Genomic DNA, 13,438 nt, shown 5'->3' on the forward strand with positions numbered 1-13,438 from the left:
TTTGTGAAGTTAAGGAAGTGTGTGAAATGACAGTTACACTTTACGGATGACGGAAACCGGTGCGGGCGAGAGTGTGGCGGGGCGGGATCCCGAGGCGGTGTCCCGGTTCGTCGAGGGCTTCGCCGCCCAGCTCGTCGACGCGGGGATGCAGCGCATGGCCGCCCGCGTCTTCGCCGCGCTGCTCGCCTCCGACGCCGGCGCCCTGACCTCGGCGGAACTCGGCGAGCAGCTCCAGGTCAGTCCGGCCGCCGTGTCCGGCGCGGTGCGTTACCTGTCCCAGGTGCACATGGTCTCGCGGGAGCGTGAACCCGGCTCGCGGCGTGAGCGCTACCGGGTGCACAGCGACCAGTGGTACGAGGCGCTGACCAACCGCGACGCCATCCTCAAGCGCTGGGAGCAGACCCTGAGGGTGGGCGTCGACAGCCTCGGCGCCGAGACCCCCGGCGGCCGACGCATCTCGGAGACGCTCGCCTTCTTCGAGTACATGCAGGGCGAGCTCACCCACCTGATGGACCGCTGGCGCGAGGAGCGCGCCAGGACCTTTGGCCAGGGCAGCTGACGCTCATCACTTTGCGTCGGGGGCCCCGGCCGGCGCGCCTTCCTGGCCGGGACCAAAGCCGGGGAGCTCGGCCTCTCCGTACAGAGCCGGCGCGGTGGGAAGCTGTCCGATCCGATCCGGGTTGGCTCCGCGCGAGCTAAGTGAGCGTCTCGACGTTCGCGTGATGCCCTGGCACGCCCACGAGCTTGCTGTCCGTGGTGACAAGAGGGCAGCCGAGTTCTTCGGCGAGAGCGAGATAGAGGGCGTCGCCGGTGTAGGCGTTGTCACGCAGCTCCCACACGCGTGGAAGGAGGTCGGCGAGGGGGATGCGCCGGATCGGCAATTCGGTGAGGGCCTCCATGGCCGCTCCCGCACGCTCTTCAGTCAGCTCACGGCGCACGTACAGGCGGCGGATGACCTTCGCCACCTCGAAGTCGAGGTGTGCCGGGGCGCACAGGGCATCCGGAAGGAAGTGGGCGCGGACGGTTCCCGTATCCAGATGACGCCCGACATACGTGGCGTCGTTGGCGAGGCGCGTCGCGACCTTGACCCGGAGATCCCGGGAGTCGGTGAGGAGTTCGACGACGCGGCCCGCGAGCGGTGGGGCGGCCTGGAGCTTCACCAGCGTGATGCCATCGACTACCTGGCCGGATGCGGCGAGCGGTTCGACGCGGTGTACTCGGTCTTCGGCGCGGTGTGGTTCACCGACCCCGACGCCCTGTTGCCGGCGGTCCGGGACCGGCTCTCCCCGGGCGGGACTTTCACGTTTTCCCAGCGGCCCGCGATCGAGGGCTGTTACGGCTGCCAGGCGTCGTACATCAACCGGCACGACGACCCCGAACCGCTGGTCGTCAAGCGCTGGGACTACACCCGGGAGACCTGGGCCGAGCGCCTGAGGACAAACGGGTTCACCGACGTGACCGCGGAAGTGATCCCGGCCCCCGAGGGAAACCGCAGAACCGGAACACTCCTGGTGCGTGCCGCCCGTTGCTGAGGCAGTCCCGCAAGGAACTATCGGTCGGGCCCCCGACCGAACCGCACCACGAGCCCCCGGCACCAGGGCTGACGCAGGTGCGGTGCGTCGGTCCCGGCCGAGGGTGTGCTCAACTCGCGCCTCAACTCCCGTACCGTCAACGCTCCTTCGTCTCCTCCAGCACCGTCCGCCCCAGCAGCGCGTACCGCTCGGGGGCGAAGTGCTTGAGGTAGGTGGCGTAGCCGATGCTGGCTGCCGCGATCAGCGCGACCAGCCATGGTGTCGACCTGAGGACCAGTGAGCCCGACTCCGTGCCCGCCGCGACGACCATCTTGGACACCAGCAGCACCACCACCGCGAGCATCGCCACGCCGCCGATGAGGGGGGCCGTGAACGTGCGGAACCAGTGGCGGCTCTCCGGGTGGTTCTTGCGGAAGTAGGCCAGGACCGCGAAGGAGCAGACGGCCTGGACGGCGAGGATCGTCACGTGACGGGCGACAGGGAGCCGGGTTCGGCGCCGTGTTTCAGGACAGGAAGCGGCCGTAGGGGCCGTTTCGTATCCCGTTCTTCTGCTGCTCGTCGAAGTGGCAGTTCGGGTAGTCGTAGAACGAGGCGGACATCGGTGTGCCGTCGGTGCGCGAGGAGTCGGGCAGGCCGAAGGCGTGACCCAACTCGTGCACCATGCCGCCGTACCACCGGTTCATCGCACCGTTGGTCCCGGCGGCGCCGTCGGCGTCATGCCCGCTGAGGATCACCCAGCCGCCGCCTCCACCGCCACCGGAGACGCCCGCCTTCTCCGCGCTGATCTCGCCGACGCACAGCCAGCGCGGGTCCGGGGATCTGAGACCGAACCTGGTCAGCAGTTCCTGCTGCATGTTGAAGACCACCCACCAGTACTGTTCGCCGCCGTTCGCCGTGTTCTCGTACCAGGACCGGGGATGGTTTCCCTGGACTACCTCCACGGCAGGGTTGTTCAGTTTGAACGTCGTGCCGAGTTCCTGACGGTAGTAGCGCTGCGACTCCTGCATCACGCTGGTGATGCCGTTGGGGTACCGCGAGTCGTTCGCCACGTCCGTGGGCCTGAGCCAGAACACCCGCACCGTCCCGGTCGGCGGGTCGGCGGCCAGTCGCTCCGCCGAACCCGTCGCCGCCTGAGCGGTGCCACCGAGTGGTCCGGACCCGAGCGCTGCGATCCCGCCTGCCGTCGCAGCCAATACCGCGCGCCGTGTGAACGTACATCGTTCCATCGGCCAGCCTCCCTTTTAGGGTGCGGACATGACAAGTTCAACTTTCGGACAGCGTGCGGTATCTCGACAGTCAGGTACAGGTGATATCAAGCCGTAATTAAGAAGGGTGTTGAGATCCTTTGGAGTGTGGGTTAAGGGGCCCGATCGGCGGCCTGCGCGCTACCCCGGCAACGTGAGCCCCCACGCCCCCTCCCGCACCACCCACGTCCGCCGCCGCACAGGCCCACTCACCAGCCCCGCATCCGCCCGGTACCGGAAATCCGCCCCCGACACCGTCACCCGCGACCCCACCGCCACCAGCGGAGACGCCTCCGCGCCCACCGACACCGGACGGACCTCCACCCGTACGTCTCCGGACCTTCCCGGGGTCAGGGTCACCGTCTCCACCGGCTGGTCCAGGTCGACGAGGGTCACCCCGTCCACCTCGACGCGCAGCCGCGACGGCCCGAGGCTGCCCGGTACCGGGGCCATCCGGGGACCACGCGCCCCTCGGACGGGCCGTGCCGCCAGGGTCCGTACCAGGGACTGGCAGGTCCGCAGCCAGGGATGGGACGCGGCCCCGGCGGCCTCCTCGGCCTCCAGCTCACCGGCGTCGTCGGCCGGCCCCCGTAGCGACGGAATGCGCACCGCGCCCACCACCACGCCGTCGCTGTCGTCCACGAGAAGGTCCAGCCGGCGTTCGGCGCCCTCCAGGACGGCCCGTGCCGCCGCCACCGCACCCATGGGCACACCCAGCGAACGGGCCAGGGACAGGACACCGATCGCCCCCACCGGGACGACGGACAGCGCACATCCGGCCAGCTCCCGCTGCCGGTGCAGCAGGGCCACCGTACGCAGCAGGGCCCGGTCGTCGCCTATCACCACCGGCCTGCGGGACCCTCTCCTGGCCAGTGCCCGAGCGAATTCCTCGGGCCCTTCCGGGAGGCACACCTTTGTCCTCGCACCCGCGCTGAGCACGTCTTTCGCGATTCGTACAGACTCGCCGTCCGTCCGCCGGGCGACCGGGTCGATGACCACGAAAAGCTGGTCGGAAGTCGCCACCTCGGTCATGCCTCGCTTCCTCGGGTAGCATCTTTGTGCAAGAGCCCCTTGCGCTATTGCGCCAGGGGCTTGGTCTATTCCGGGGCATCCGGGTCCGACAGGTTGCGGCCGACGATGGTCGCCGGTGTACGAGGCATGAGCCGTGAGCTCAGACGCGTACGCCCCTGGCCTTGGACATGCCCCGCCCGGAAGGGGTGTACGCGCGTGCCCGCACTTGTGCTGCTCGGTGCTCAGTGGGGTGACGAAGGTAAGGGGAAGGCCACAGACCTGCTTGGCGGGTCTGTGGACTATGTGGTGCGCTACCAGGGCGGCAACAACGCCGGCCATACGGTAGTCGTGGGCGATCAGAAGTACGCCCTGCACCTCCTCCCTTCCGGAATCCTCACACCTGAATGCACTCCCGTCATCGGCAACGGCGTCGTCGTCGACCCGTCGGTCCTGTTCTCCGAGCTGAACGGGCTGAACGAGCGAGGCGTCGACACGTCCAAGCTCCTGATCAGCGGTAACGCTCACATCATCACCCCGTACAACGTGACCGTCGACAAGGTGACGGAACGCTTCCTCGGGAAGCGGAAGATCGGCACGACGGGCCGAGGCATCGGCCCGACGTACGCCGACAAGATCAACCGGGTCGGCATCCGGGTCCAGGACCTCTACGACGAGTCGATCCTGACGCAGAAGGTCGAGGCGGCGCTGGACGGCAAGAACCAGCTCCTCACCAAGGTCTTCAACCGCCGCGCGATCGAGGTCGACCAGATCGTCGAGGAACTCCTCACCTACGCGGACCGCCTCAAGCCGTACGTCGCCGACACCGTCCTGGTCCTCAACAAGGCCCTCGACGACAACAAGGTGGTCCTCTTCGAGGGCGGCCAGGGCACGCTCCTGGACATCGACCACGGCACGTACCCCTTCGTCACGTCGTCCAACCCGACGGCGGGCGGCGCCTGCACGGGTGCGGGCGTCGGCCCGACGAAGATCAGCCGGGTCATCGGCATTCTCAAGGCGTACACGACCCGCGTCGGCGCCGGCCCGTTCCCGACCGAGCTCTTCGACGAGGACGGCGCCGCGCTGCGCCGTATCGGCGGCGAGCGGGGCGTCACCACCGGCCGTGACCGGCGCTGCGGCTGGTTCGACGCGGTCATCGCCCGCTACGCGACCCGCGTGAACGGCCTGACCGACTTCTTCCTCACCAAGCTCGACGTCCTCACCGGCTGGGAGGAGATCCCGGTCTGCGTGGCGTACGAGATCGACGGCAAGCGCGTCGAGGAACTCCCGTACTCCCAGAGCGACTTCCACCACGCGAAGCCGATCTACGAGACCCTCCCCGGCTGGTCGGAGGACATCACGAAGGCCAAGTCGTTCTCGGACCTCCCGAAGAACGCCCAGGCGTACGTGAAGGCGCTGGAGGAGATGTCCGGCGCACCGATCTCAGCGATCGGTGTCGGACCGGGCCGCACGGAGACGATCGAGATCAACTCGTTCATCTGACACAGAAAACCAGAGGTGGGGCACCCCGTACATGGGGGTGCCCCACCTTTGTTTTCTGGTTTCGGAGTCAGCTTTCGGCCGAGGGGGCCTGGAACCCGGCGGTGTCGAGTTCGCAGCCGAATGGGTCGGGGATGTAGAGCTTCTCCCCGAACGGCTTGGTGAGCCGGGATCTGTAGCCCTTCGCGTAAGGCTCCAGGAACAGGCTGGCCTCGTCCTTCTGCATGTCGAGGACCAGGTAGACGGGGACACCCGCCGCGCCGTACACCTCGACCTTGTCGGTGAGGTCGTCGTCGCGGGTGGAGGGGGAGTTTAGCTCGGCGACGAAGGAGAGGCCTTCTCCGTCGAGGCGGTTGCTGTCCGTCTCCAGCGTCCGCTCGTGTGCGGCGTAGATGTCCGGTCCGTAAGCGCGCTCGACGCCCGGGAAGACGAACAGAAGGGGCGAGGAGTCGATGAGGTGGCCTTCGCCGAGGTAGTCCTCAAGCTGCCGGCGCACCAGTTTCATCACGCGGGAGTAATACCCCTTCGACCACGACGACACGACGATGTTCCCCTTGATGATCTCGGCCCCGTAGCCGTCCGGCACGCCCAGCTCGTCGACTTCAGCAGGTCCTCGAAGCCGGGGGTCTCCGTGCCGCTCATCGTGATCGGTCGCTCTGTCACCGACGTCATGATGCGCCTTTCACCCGAGACCTGACCAGCTGCCACTCAGCGTAGTCACGCGTGTGCTGTGCGGCAGCTGGTTGTCTCATCTGCTCACGACGTGAAGATGAAGTACTTCCACGCCCCGTGCGTCGTCGCGTTCACGTTGTCGCCCGCTACGCCGTCGACGTACGACGAGCGGATACGGAAGCGGTAGCCGATGTCGTGCGTGCCGCCCAGTTCCACGCGGGAGACGCCGGACGGGTCCAGGTCGAAGTCCTGGGAGCCGCCGTCGAACCAGGTGCCCTCGTAGAAGTACTGGATCTGGAGGCGCTGCTGGCGGTGCGGGTACGCCGTCATGGACGTCGTGAACAGCGGGGTCGTGGCCTGGTGGAAGTAGGCGTACGTCTGGCCGTACACGTTCTTGTTCTTGTACTGGCGGCTGATCGACGTCGACACCTTGACCCTGGTGTAGACCGTGCTGGCGACCGTCTTGGGCGCGTAGCGCGCGTCGCCCGTGAACCGTGCCGTCAGGCGGGTGTCGCGGGTGAGCTTGTACGTGGTCGAGAAGTCGCCGTTCCCGTTGACCGTGCCGGCCTTGACCAGCTTGTTGGGCCGGTCGGAGCCGTACGGGTCGGCCCAGATCTCGACCTTGCGGTTCTTGTACGTCTTATCGAGGTGCGCCGTGAACTTGACGCTCTTCGCGTAGTCGTACGTCTTCGTGTTGTTGGAGAGACGGATCGAGGTCGCCGCGCGCGAGACGTCGACCGTGTCCGAGCCGGAGGACGCCAGGTGGTCGGCGTCGCCCGCGTACGACAGCACGTACGTCACCTTGCCGCCGGCCGGCGGGCTGTTGGTGAAGGAGAGCGTGCCGTTCGCCGCGACCGTCGCCGTGCCGATCTTCCGGCCGCTCGGGGCGTCCAGGTCCTTGCGGGTGATCGTCACCTTGCTGCCCGCCGGGAGGGCCACCTTGCTGGTGACCTTGCCCTTGACCGTGAGCTTCTTCGCGCGGTCGGACTTCACCGGGGCCGTGACGGAGACGCTGGTGACGGCCTTGGTCGGGTTGTTGAGGACGCGCAGCTCGTACGTGTTGCCCTGCCCGGCCGTGACCGCGAACAGCCGGGACCTGTCCGGCGCCCAGCCGAGCCCCGCCGTGGCGAGGTTGCCCGTGCCGGTGCCGTTGATGAAGTCGTAGTCCCGGACGGAGGCGGCGCGGTTCGGCTTGTAGATGTGCAGACCCTGGCCGAAGGACGTGTCGTTGCCCGCGGCGACGGTGCCGTCGGGGGCGACGGCCACCGCGTTCGCGTACCCCGGGTCGTCGGCGTACTTGCCGTCCGCCGTGAGGTCGGAGGTCTTGAACACCACGTGGTTGGACGGGTCCTGGGCGGCGGCGACGACCCGCCCGCCGTCCGCCGTGACCGCGAGGTCGCGCAGCTCGCTGCCCGGGACGGTCTTGCGCGCGGTGGCGGTCGCGGTGCCCGAGGAGACGTCGTACACGCCCAGCTCGGTCCAGGCCAGGCCCGGGAGGCCCACGACCAGGCTGCCGGAGCCCGGAGCGGCGTCCAGCCGGGGAGAGGCGCTCCAGGGCTTGGCCGCGTCGGCTTCCAGCGTGACCTTGTGCTCCGGGTCGGCCAGGTCGACCGAGCCGATGTTGCCGGTGCCGGCGGCGCCGTATCCGAACCAGAGCTTGCCGCCGGCGAGGGCCACGGAGCGCGGGTTGACGTCACCCGTGCCGTACCGTGCGGACTCCGTGGCCGTGACCGTGTCGATGGCGAAGATCGCGTCGCCGGTGTCGCCGACGCCGTCGGGCACCGCCGCGTAGACCGTGCGGGAGTCGGCCGAGAGCTCCAGGCCCGTGACGCCGCGCAGACCGGACACCTCCGCGACGAAGTTGCCCCGGTAGTCCGTGACGAGGACCCGGTCGCTGGCCGGATCGCTGACGAAGACCCGCTGGTGGACACCGTCCACGACGATGTCACCGAACGAGACGATGCCCAGGTCCCGCTGGTCGTCCGCCATGGCGTTGCTCGCGACGCCGGTCGTGAGCGCGACGGAACCGAAAGTGAGTGCGACCGCGAGCGCGGTCGACAGAGTGCGTCTGTGCACGATTGTTTCGAACCCCCCGGTACGAAAGTGCCCCGGAGTGGGGCCACTTGGCCTCTGTGTAGAGACGGTGAAGAGCAGGGTAGGTCATAGCACTGACACAAGGTGCACAGGGGTTTAACGGGGCGCGTGGGATCCCCTCCTTTCGCTGGAATTGACCGGGACATGGCCTGTCATGGCCTGTTCTTGGTTCCTGGGCGACGAGTGTGCGACCACGATCTACGCGTGTAGCCACCCGTCTGTCGCCCTCAGTCACGCCTCAGTCACCCCGCAGCCAGCCCCCAGCCGTCCCAGTTGCCCAGGAGTTCCCTCATGCCCATCTCGCCCATGAACCGCCGCCAGTTCATGCACAAGTCGGCCGTCACCGGAGCCGCCGTGGCCGCCGCCGGAACCGTCGCGGCAGCCCCCGCGCAGGCCGCCGACCGCGCCGCCGGCGCGCACTGCAAGCCGCCCCGCACCTGGACCTTCTCCATCCTGGGCACCACCGACCTGCACAGCCACGTCTTCGACTGGGACTACTACACGGACGCCGCCTACACCGACAAGGCCGGCAACTCCGTCGGCGTCGCCCGCGTGGCCACCCTCATCAAGCAGCAGCGCGCGGAGAAGGGCGAGGACCACGTCCTGCTCGTCGACGCGGGCGACATCATCCAGGGCACGTCACTGGCGTACTACTACGCGCGCGTGGACCCGATCGACGCAGGGAAGGGCAAGCGCGGCCCCGAGCACCCCATGGCGATCGCCATGAACGCCATGCGCTACGACGCCGCCGCCCTCGGCAACCACGAGTTCAACTACGGCATCGACACCCTCCGCAAGTTCGAGAGCCAGTGCCGTTTCCCGCTGCTCGGCGCGAACGCGCTCGACGCGAAGACGCTCCGGCCCGCCTTCCAGCCGTACACCGTCAAGCGCATCCGTGTCCCCGGGGCGCCGGACATCAAGGTCGGCATCCTCGGCCTCACGAACCCCGGGATCGCCCTGTGGGACAAGGACAACGTCGCCGGGAAGATGACGTTCACGGGCCTCGTCGAGCAGGCGAAGAAGTACGTCCCGCGGATGCGGGCCCTCGGCTGTGACGTCGTCTTCCTCACGGACCACTCGGGCCTGGACGGCAGTTCCTCGTACGGGACCGAGCTGCCGTACGTCGAGAACGCGTCGAACCTGGTCGCGGAGCAGGTGCCCGGGATCGACGCGATCCTGGTCGGGCACACGCACACCGAGGTGTCGTCCTACACGGTGACCAACAAGACGACCGGCAAGGACGTGGTCCTCTCCGAGCCGTACTGCTATGGCATGCGCCTGACCGTCTTCGACTTCGAGCTCGAACTCGTGCGCGGCCAGTGGAAGGTGACCAGCACGAAGGCGAAGACCCTCAACAGCAACGCGGTCGCCGAGGACGAGCAGATCACCAAGCTGCTCCAGGCCGACCACGATCTCGTCGTGAAGTACGTCAACACGGCTGTCGGCACGTGTACGGCGGACCTGTCGGCGGCGGAGGCGTGCTGGAAGGACGTACCCGTCATGGACTTCATCCACCAGGTCCAGATGGCCGCGGTGGCCACCGGCCTGTCGACGGCGGACGCCGCCCTCCCGCTGATCTCGGTCGCCGCGCCCTTCAGCCGCAGCGCGGACATCCCCAAGGGTGACGTCAGCATCCGCGACGTCGCCGGGCTCTACATCTACGACAACACCCTGTACGGCAAGAAGCTGACGGGCGCCCAGCTCAAGGACTACCTGGAGTTCGCGGCGAAGTACTACCACCAGGTGCCGGTGGGCACGGCCGTCGACACCGCGACGCTGACCAACGCCAACAACTTCTGGGACTACATGTACGACACGGCCGCCGGCGTCGACTACGAGATCGACATCGCCGCGGCGGAGGGGTCCCGGATCAAGAACCTCAGCTACAAGGGTGCCGCAGTCACGGCTGACCAGGTCTTTGTCGTCGCGGTGAACAACTACCGCGCCAACGGCGGCAGCGGTTACCCGCACATCGCCGCCGCCGACATCGCGTACAGCTCCACCAACGAGATCCGCCAGCTGATGATCGACTACGTGACGACGAAGGGCACCTTGAACCCCGCCGACTTCGCGGTCACCAACTGGAAGCTGACCCAGGGCGGCACGGCGGTGTTCCCGGCCTGACGGGAGGCCGGGTGACTCCGGCGGCCCTGCCTCACGGGTCGCCGGGGTCCGCCGGGGTGGTTTCGTCGATCTCAGGGGATAGGGAAACGCTTGCGTTTCGATCGGCACCCCCGTAGCTTGTCGGTACGAAACCGTTTCGTATCGATGGGAATATGTGATGACGAGCTCCCCAGTACTCCTGGCCGTCGCCCTCTCCCTCGTTTCCGCGCTCTGCTACGCCATGGCCGCCGTGGTCCAGGAGCGGACCGCCGCCGGAACGGCGAACCTGCGCGACGCGCTCGCCCGGGGCTCGTGGTGGGGAGCTGTCCTCCTCAACGCCGGCGGCGCGTTGCTGCACGTGGTGGCCCTGCGCTACGGCCCGCTGAGCCTGGTGCAGCCGCTCGGCGTACTGACCCTCGTGGTGGCGGTGCCCCTGGGCTCGCTGGCCGCCCGCCGCCGGACCTCCGGCACGCAGTGGCACGGCATGGCCCTCACGCTCGTCGGACTGACGGCGCTGCTGACCGTCACCGCCTCGGGCGGCTCGCCGGACAGCACCCTGAGTACCGCTGAGGTCCTGGCGGTCGCTCTCGCCGCCGCCTCCGTCATCGCGGTCCTCGTACGGCTGGCCTCGGGCCCCTCCTCCCACGCCGGCCTCGCCTTCGCGGCGGCCTCGGGCATCGCCTCCGGAGTCGGCTCGACGCTGGCCCAGAAGCTCGCCGTAGGGGCGGGGATGTCCTGGAGTGCGGCGCTGGTCGGGGTCCTCACCGTCGGGTTCGCGGCGGGCGGGCTGCTGCTCGCCCAGAAGGCGTACGGCAGCGGCCTCGGCGGCCCCCTCGCGCTGCTCACCCTCGTCAACCCGGTCGCCGCGTCCGCCATCGGTGTCACCCTGCTCGGCGAGGGCTTCCAATACGGGGCGACCGGCACCCTCCTCGCCCTCGCCGGAGCGACGGCAGCCGCACGCGGAGTGGTGTTGCTGAGCCGGCCCCGGCCCTTGTCCCAGCCCCAGCCCGGATCGCAGCTGGATCGTCCCGCCGGCCTCGAAGCGCGCGTGTCTCACCTGCGACCCACCCGCATCCTCACCGGCACCAGCCGGGCGGCCTGAAATGGAAGACACGAACATGACGGCGACGATGACGGCACCCACGGCGATGGTTCAGCTGCGTCCTCCGACAGTCGTACGCGCGGCCGGACTGGTGGACGTGCCGGCGGTGGTGCGCATGATCGCGTCGCCCGCACCGACGGGCTCGTGGGAGCGGACGCGGAGTGCCATGCGGCTGGTGCTGGCCCACTACGCCCTCGAAGAGGGCCGGATATGGGTGGCCATGCGGTCGGACGGCGGGCTCCTCGCGGCCGCCGTCTGGCTGCCGCCCGGCGTGGGGTCCGAGCCTCCCGACACCCGCGTCAGCAGCCTGCTCGCGCGTGAGCTGGCGACCGGCCCGGAGGACTGCCCGCCCCTGCCGATGTGGCTGAAGGACGTGGGGCCCGACCTGCCGCACTGGAAAATGTTCCTCGTCGGCGCGCTGGACGACACGAGCGCCTGGGACCACACCGTGGCCGCCGATCTGCTGGCTCCGGGCCTGCGAGCCGTCGACGACGAGGCCGCGACCGCCGTCGCGGTGACGCTGTCCCCCCGCCACGGGGACCAGTTGCGGTCCCTCGGCTTCCGCGGCCCGCGTGAGGTCCACCTCGGGCCGGGGGCGAAGGGTTGGCTGACGATCCGTCATCCAACAGGCAGGACAAGCCGGTTGAGCGGCTGAAGTTAACGGGCGGGACGTCACCGGCCCTCCGTCCCCGGCCCTCCGGCTTCGGTACCAAATCGAGGCCGCGTAGGCGAGGGGTCGGTTCCTCGGTCACTCCGGGTCCGTGGAGGTGACCGCCCAACTGCCCGCCGGTTCCCGTGTCGGGGCGAAGACGGCCCAGCGCGGACCTGTGGGGCGTGGGACGCCTCGGGGATGCCTCGGGGACGTCACGAAGTACGGCGACTTGCGCCGACACCGGCCGTCTTGGGACCGCCGCCTGTTCCGCCGGTGGCGGTGGCCGATGAGGAGGTCGGTCCCGGGTCCAGGGCGTTGCCGACGGCGGTCAGGATGTCCTCGGTGTCGGCGCCGAGCGCGCGGGCGGCGGAGGTGAAGTCGCGGGCCAGGGTGGTGAGTTGGTCGGCATCGTGGGCGTGTGGCCCGGACGGGAGCGCCGCGACCCGGGTGCCCGCGCCACGGCGGGTGCGGATCAGCTCGGCGGCCTCCAGCTCGCGGTAGGCGCGGGCCACGGTGCCTGGGGCCAGGTCGAGGTCGGTGGCGAGCTGGCGCACGGTCGGCAGACGCTCGCCCGCTGCCAGTCGGCCGGTACGGATCAGCGCGGCCAGTTGGGCGCGGATCTGCTCGTACGGCGGTACCTGGCTGGTGGTGTCGACACGCACGGCGGGGTCACTCATCGTCGAGGATCCCATCGTCGGCAGCCTCGTCGTCGACCGCCCGGGGTGCCACCACGGTGACCAGCGACCAGCCGAAGGTGAACAGGCCGAGAAGGCTCAGTGGGCTGACCACCACGACGGCGGCGGCGCCCAGCGGACCGGCGCAGGCCTCCTCGGTGAGTGCCACGAAGATCATCAGCGCGACGAGCAGCACCTGGCTCGACACCAGCAGCCCCCAGGCTCCGGTGATCGCCCAGGCGCGGTCGCGGCGCTGCTGGTCGTCGCCCTGGCCGTGAGCGATCCGGCGCAGGGCCCAGACGCAGACGGGGGTTCCGACCGCGAGGGCGGCGAACATGGGACCGCTGTAGTACAGGCCGGGCCAGGGGCCCAGGGATGTGCGTATCCCTTCGCAGGTGACGGTGATGACCCGCCCCGCTCTGTCCGCCCGGGTCGGGTCGGAGGAGGCCGTGAACGCGCCGATCACCAGCAGGGTGACGAGGGACGCCGCCTGCAGAAGAAGCAACGGCGCCATCCGGGGCGGCACTTGGTCCCGGACCAGACGCGGGGCGAGACTCGCGGTGCGTACCGCTTCCTGGGGACGCAGGGTCAGGGCGTCGCCGAGCAGTACACCACCCACCGCGCACAGGCCGAACGCGGTGATGGCGAACACGAGGGGCATCGCGATGTCACTGCTGTCCATCTCGACCAGCTGCTGCGCGACCACGATCCCGATCGCCAGACCGGACCAGCGGGCGTAGTACTCGACATGGTCGAGAAACCGGGCCTCGAGCGGGACGGTGTCGAGCATATGGAGATCCCCCCAGATCATCTTGTATCAAGCGGTGGGTACAAGATGCCTCGACCGGGATCTTGTG

General features: G+C 69.0%; 13 protein-coding genes and 2 pseudogenes. 7 read left to right on the plus strand and 8 right to left on the minus strand.

The window, feature by feature from the left end:
* Positions 1 to 46: 46 nt before the first annotated feature.
* Entirely contained in the window at positions 47 to 559 is a 513-nt protein-coding gene (locus QA861_RS45995) for a GbsR/MarR family transcriptional regulator (protein WP_334595131.1), read from the plus strand.
* Between the two features lie 136 nt (positions 560 to 695).
* On the opposite strand, the gene QA861_RS46000 is transcribed toward QA861_RS45995, so the two are convergent.
* Positions 696 to 1,037 carry a type II toxin-antitoxin system VapC family toxin gene (locus tag QA861_RS46000; protein WP_334595184.1) on the minus strand — a complete coding sequence of 114 codons (342 nt, stop codon included), beginning with the start codon at positions 1,035 to 1,037 and terminating at the stop codon, positions 696 to 698.
* Between QA861_RS46000 and QA861_RS46005 the strand changes: the two genes are divergently transcribed.
* A complete protein-coding gene (locus tag QA861_RS46005) occupies positions 1,038 to 1,532 on the plus strand; it encodes a class I SAM-dependent methyltransferase (RefSeq protein WP_334595186.1) in 495 nt (164 codons plus the stop codon). It begins immediately after the preceding gene.
* A gap of 136 nt (positions 1,533 to 1,668) precedes the next feature.
* Here QA861_RS46005 and QA861_RS46010 read toward each other — a convergent pair.
* From QA861_RS46010 to QA861_RS46020, 3 genes and pseudogenes are all read right to left on the minus strand, one after another.
* Positions 1,669 to 1,992, minus strand: a pseudogene (locus tag QA861_RS46010) (amino acid permease); the annotation flags it as partial.
* A gap of 43 nt (positions 1,993 to 2,035) precedes the next feature.
* Positions 2,036 to 2,758: a hypothetical protein gene (locus tag QA861_RS46015; RefSeq protein ID WP_334595132.1), complete on the minus strand. Its 723-nt coding sequence runs from the start codon at positions 2,756 to 2,758 to the stop codon at positions 2,036 to 2,038.
* A 159-nt stretch (positions 2,759 to 2,917) separates the two neighbouring features.
* Positions 2,918 to 3,808: a diacylglycerol kinase family protein gene (locus QA861_RS46020; RefSeq protein ID WP_334595133.1), complete on the minus strand. Its 891-nt coding sequence runs from the start codon at positions 3,806 to 3,808 to the stop codon at positions 2,918 to 2,920.
* 195 nt (positions 3,809 to 4,003) lie between these two features.
* Here QA861_RS46020 and QA861_RS46025 point away from each other — a divergent pair, with 195 nt between their 5' ends.
* Entirely contained in the window at positions 4,004 to 5,287 is a 1,284-nt protein-coding gene (locus QA861_RS46025; RefSeq protein WP_334595134.1) for an adenylosuccinate synthase, read from the plus strand.
* Between the two features lie 67 nt (positions 5,288 to 5,354).
* Here the strand turns inward: QA861_RS46025 and QA861_RS46030 are convergent, their stop codons facing one another.
* Together QA861_RS46030 and QA861_RS46035 are read right to left on the minus strand one after the other, a co-directional pair.
* Positions 5,355 to 5,870: a Uma2 family endonuclease gene (locus QA861_RS46030; RefSeq protein ID WP_334595135.1), complete on the minus strand. Its 516-nt coding sequence runs from the start codon at positions 5,868 to 5,870 to the stop codon at positions 5,355 to 5,357.
* 170 nt (positions 5,871 to 6,040) lie between these two features.
* Positions 6,041 to 8,032 carry an Ig-like domain repeat protein gene (locus tag QA861_RS46035; protein WP_334595136.1) on the minus strand — a complete coding sequence of 664 codons (1,992 nt, stop codon included), beginning with the start codon at positions 8,030 to 8,032 and terminating at the stop codon, positions 6,041 to 6,043.
* Positions 8,033 to 8,341: 309 nt separating this feature from the next.
* Between QA861_RS46035 and QA861_RS46040 the strand changes: the two genes are divergently transcribed.
* The 4 genes and pseudogenes from QA861_RS46040 to QA861_RS47475 all read left to right on the plus strand — a co-directional run.
* Positions 8,342 to 10,174 carry a bifunctional metallophosphatase/5'-nucleotidase gene (locus QA861_RS46040; protein WP_334595137.1) on the plus strand — a complete coding sequence of 611 codons (1,833 nt, stop codon included), beginning with the start codon at positions 8,342 to 8,344 and terminating at the stop codon, positions 10,172 to 10,174.
* Between the two features lie 157 nt (positions 10,175 to 10,331).
* Positions 10,332 to 11,255, plus strand: coding sequence for a DMT family protein (locus QA861_RS46045; protein WP_334595138.1), 924 nt, complete (start codon positions 10,332 to 10,334; stop codon positions 11,253 to 11,255).
* 16 nt (positions 11,256 to 11,271) lie between these two features.
* Positions 11,272 to 11,910 carry a hypothetical protein gene (locus QA861_RS46050; protein ID WP_334595139.1) on the plus strand — a complete coding sequence of 213 codons (639 nt, stop codon included), beginning with the start codon at positions 11,272 to 11,274 and terminating at the stop codon, positions 11,908 to 11,910.
* A 73-nt stretch (positions 11,911 to 11,983) separates the two neighbouring features.
* A pseudogene (locus tag QA861_RS47475) lies at positions 11,984 to 12,107 on the plus strand (DUF4097 family beta strand repeat-containing protein); the annotation flags it as partial.
* Between the two features lie 12 nt (positions 12,108 to 12,119).
* On the opposite strand, the gene QA861_RS46055 reads toward QA861_RS47475, so the two are convergent.
* Positions 12,120 to 12,584, minus strand: coding sequence for a GntR family transcriptional regulator (locus tag QA861_RS46055; RefSeq protein WP_334595140.1), 465 nt, complete (start codon positions 12,582 to 12,584; stop codon positions 12,120 to 12,122).
* Entirely contained in the window at positions 12,577 to 13,371 is a 795-nt protein-coding gene (locus QA861_RS46060) for a hypothetical protein (protein ID WP_334595142.1), read from the minus strand. The genes QA861_RS46055 and QA861_RS46060 overlap by 8 nt, the downstream gene beginning before the upstream one ends.
* Between the last annotated feature and the right edge of the window lie 67 nt (positions 13,372 to 13,438).

The organism is Streptomyces sp. B21-083 (assembly GCF_036898825.1).
Taxonomy (GTDB): Bacteria; Actinomycetota; Actinomycetes; order Streptomycetales; family Streptomycetaceae; genus Streptomyces.

Excerpts from the sequence above, each read along its gene's own strand:
- QA861_RS46060 (WP_334595142.1), bottom strand. The coding sequence starts at position 13,371 with ATGCTCGACACCGTCCCGCTCGAGGCCCGGTTTCTCGACCATGTCGAG.
- QA861_RS46050 (WP_334595139.1), top strand. The coding sequence starts at position 11,272 with ATGACGGCGACGATGACGGCACCCACGGCGATGGTTCAGCTGCGTCCT.
- QA861_RS46005 (WP_334595186.1), top strand. The coding sequence starts at position 1,038 with ATGACGCCCGACATACGTGGCGTCGTTGGCGAGGCGCGTCGCGACCTT.
- QA861_RS45995 (WP_334595131.1), top strand. The coding sequence starts at position 47 with ATGACGGAAACCGGTGCGGGCGAGAGTGTGGCGGGGCGGGATCCCGAG.
- QA861_RS46055 (WP_334595140.1), bottom strand. The coding sequence starts at position 12,584 with ATGAGTGACCCCGCCGTGCGTGTCGACACCACCAGCCAGGTACCGCCG.
- QA861_RS46015 (WP_334595132.1), bottom strand. The coding sequence starts at position 2,758 with ATGGAACGATGTACGTTCACACGGCGCGCGGTATTGGCTGCGACGGCA.
- QA861_RS46020 (WP_334595133.1), bottom strand. The coding sequence starts at position 3,808 with ATGACCGAGGTGGCGACTTCCGACCAGCTTTTCGTGGTCATCGACCCG.
- QA861_RS46040 (WP_334595137.1), top strand. The coding sequence starts at position 8,342 with ATGCCCATCTCGCCCATGAACCGCCGCCAGTTCATGCACAAGTCGGCC.
- QA861_RS46045 (WP_334595138.1), top strand. The coding sequence starts at position 10,332 with ATGACGAGCTCCCCAGTACTCCTGGCCGTCGCCCTCTCCCTCGTTTCC.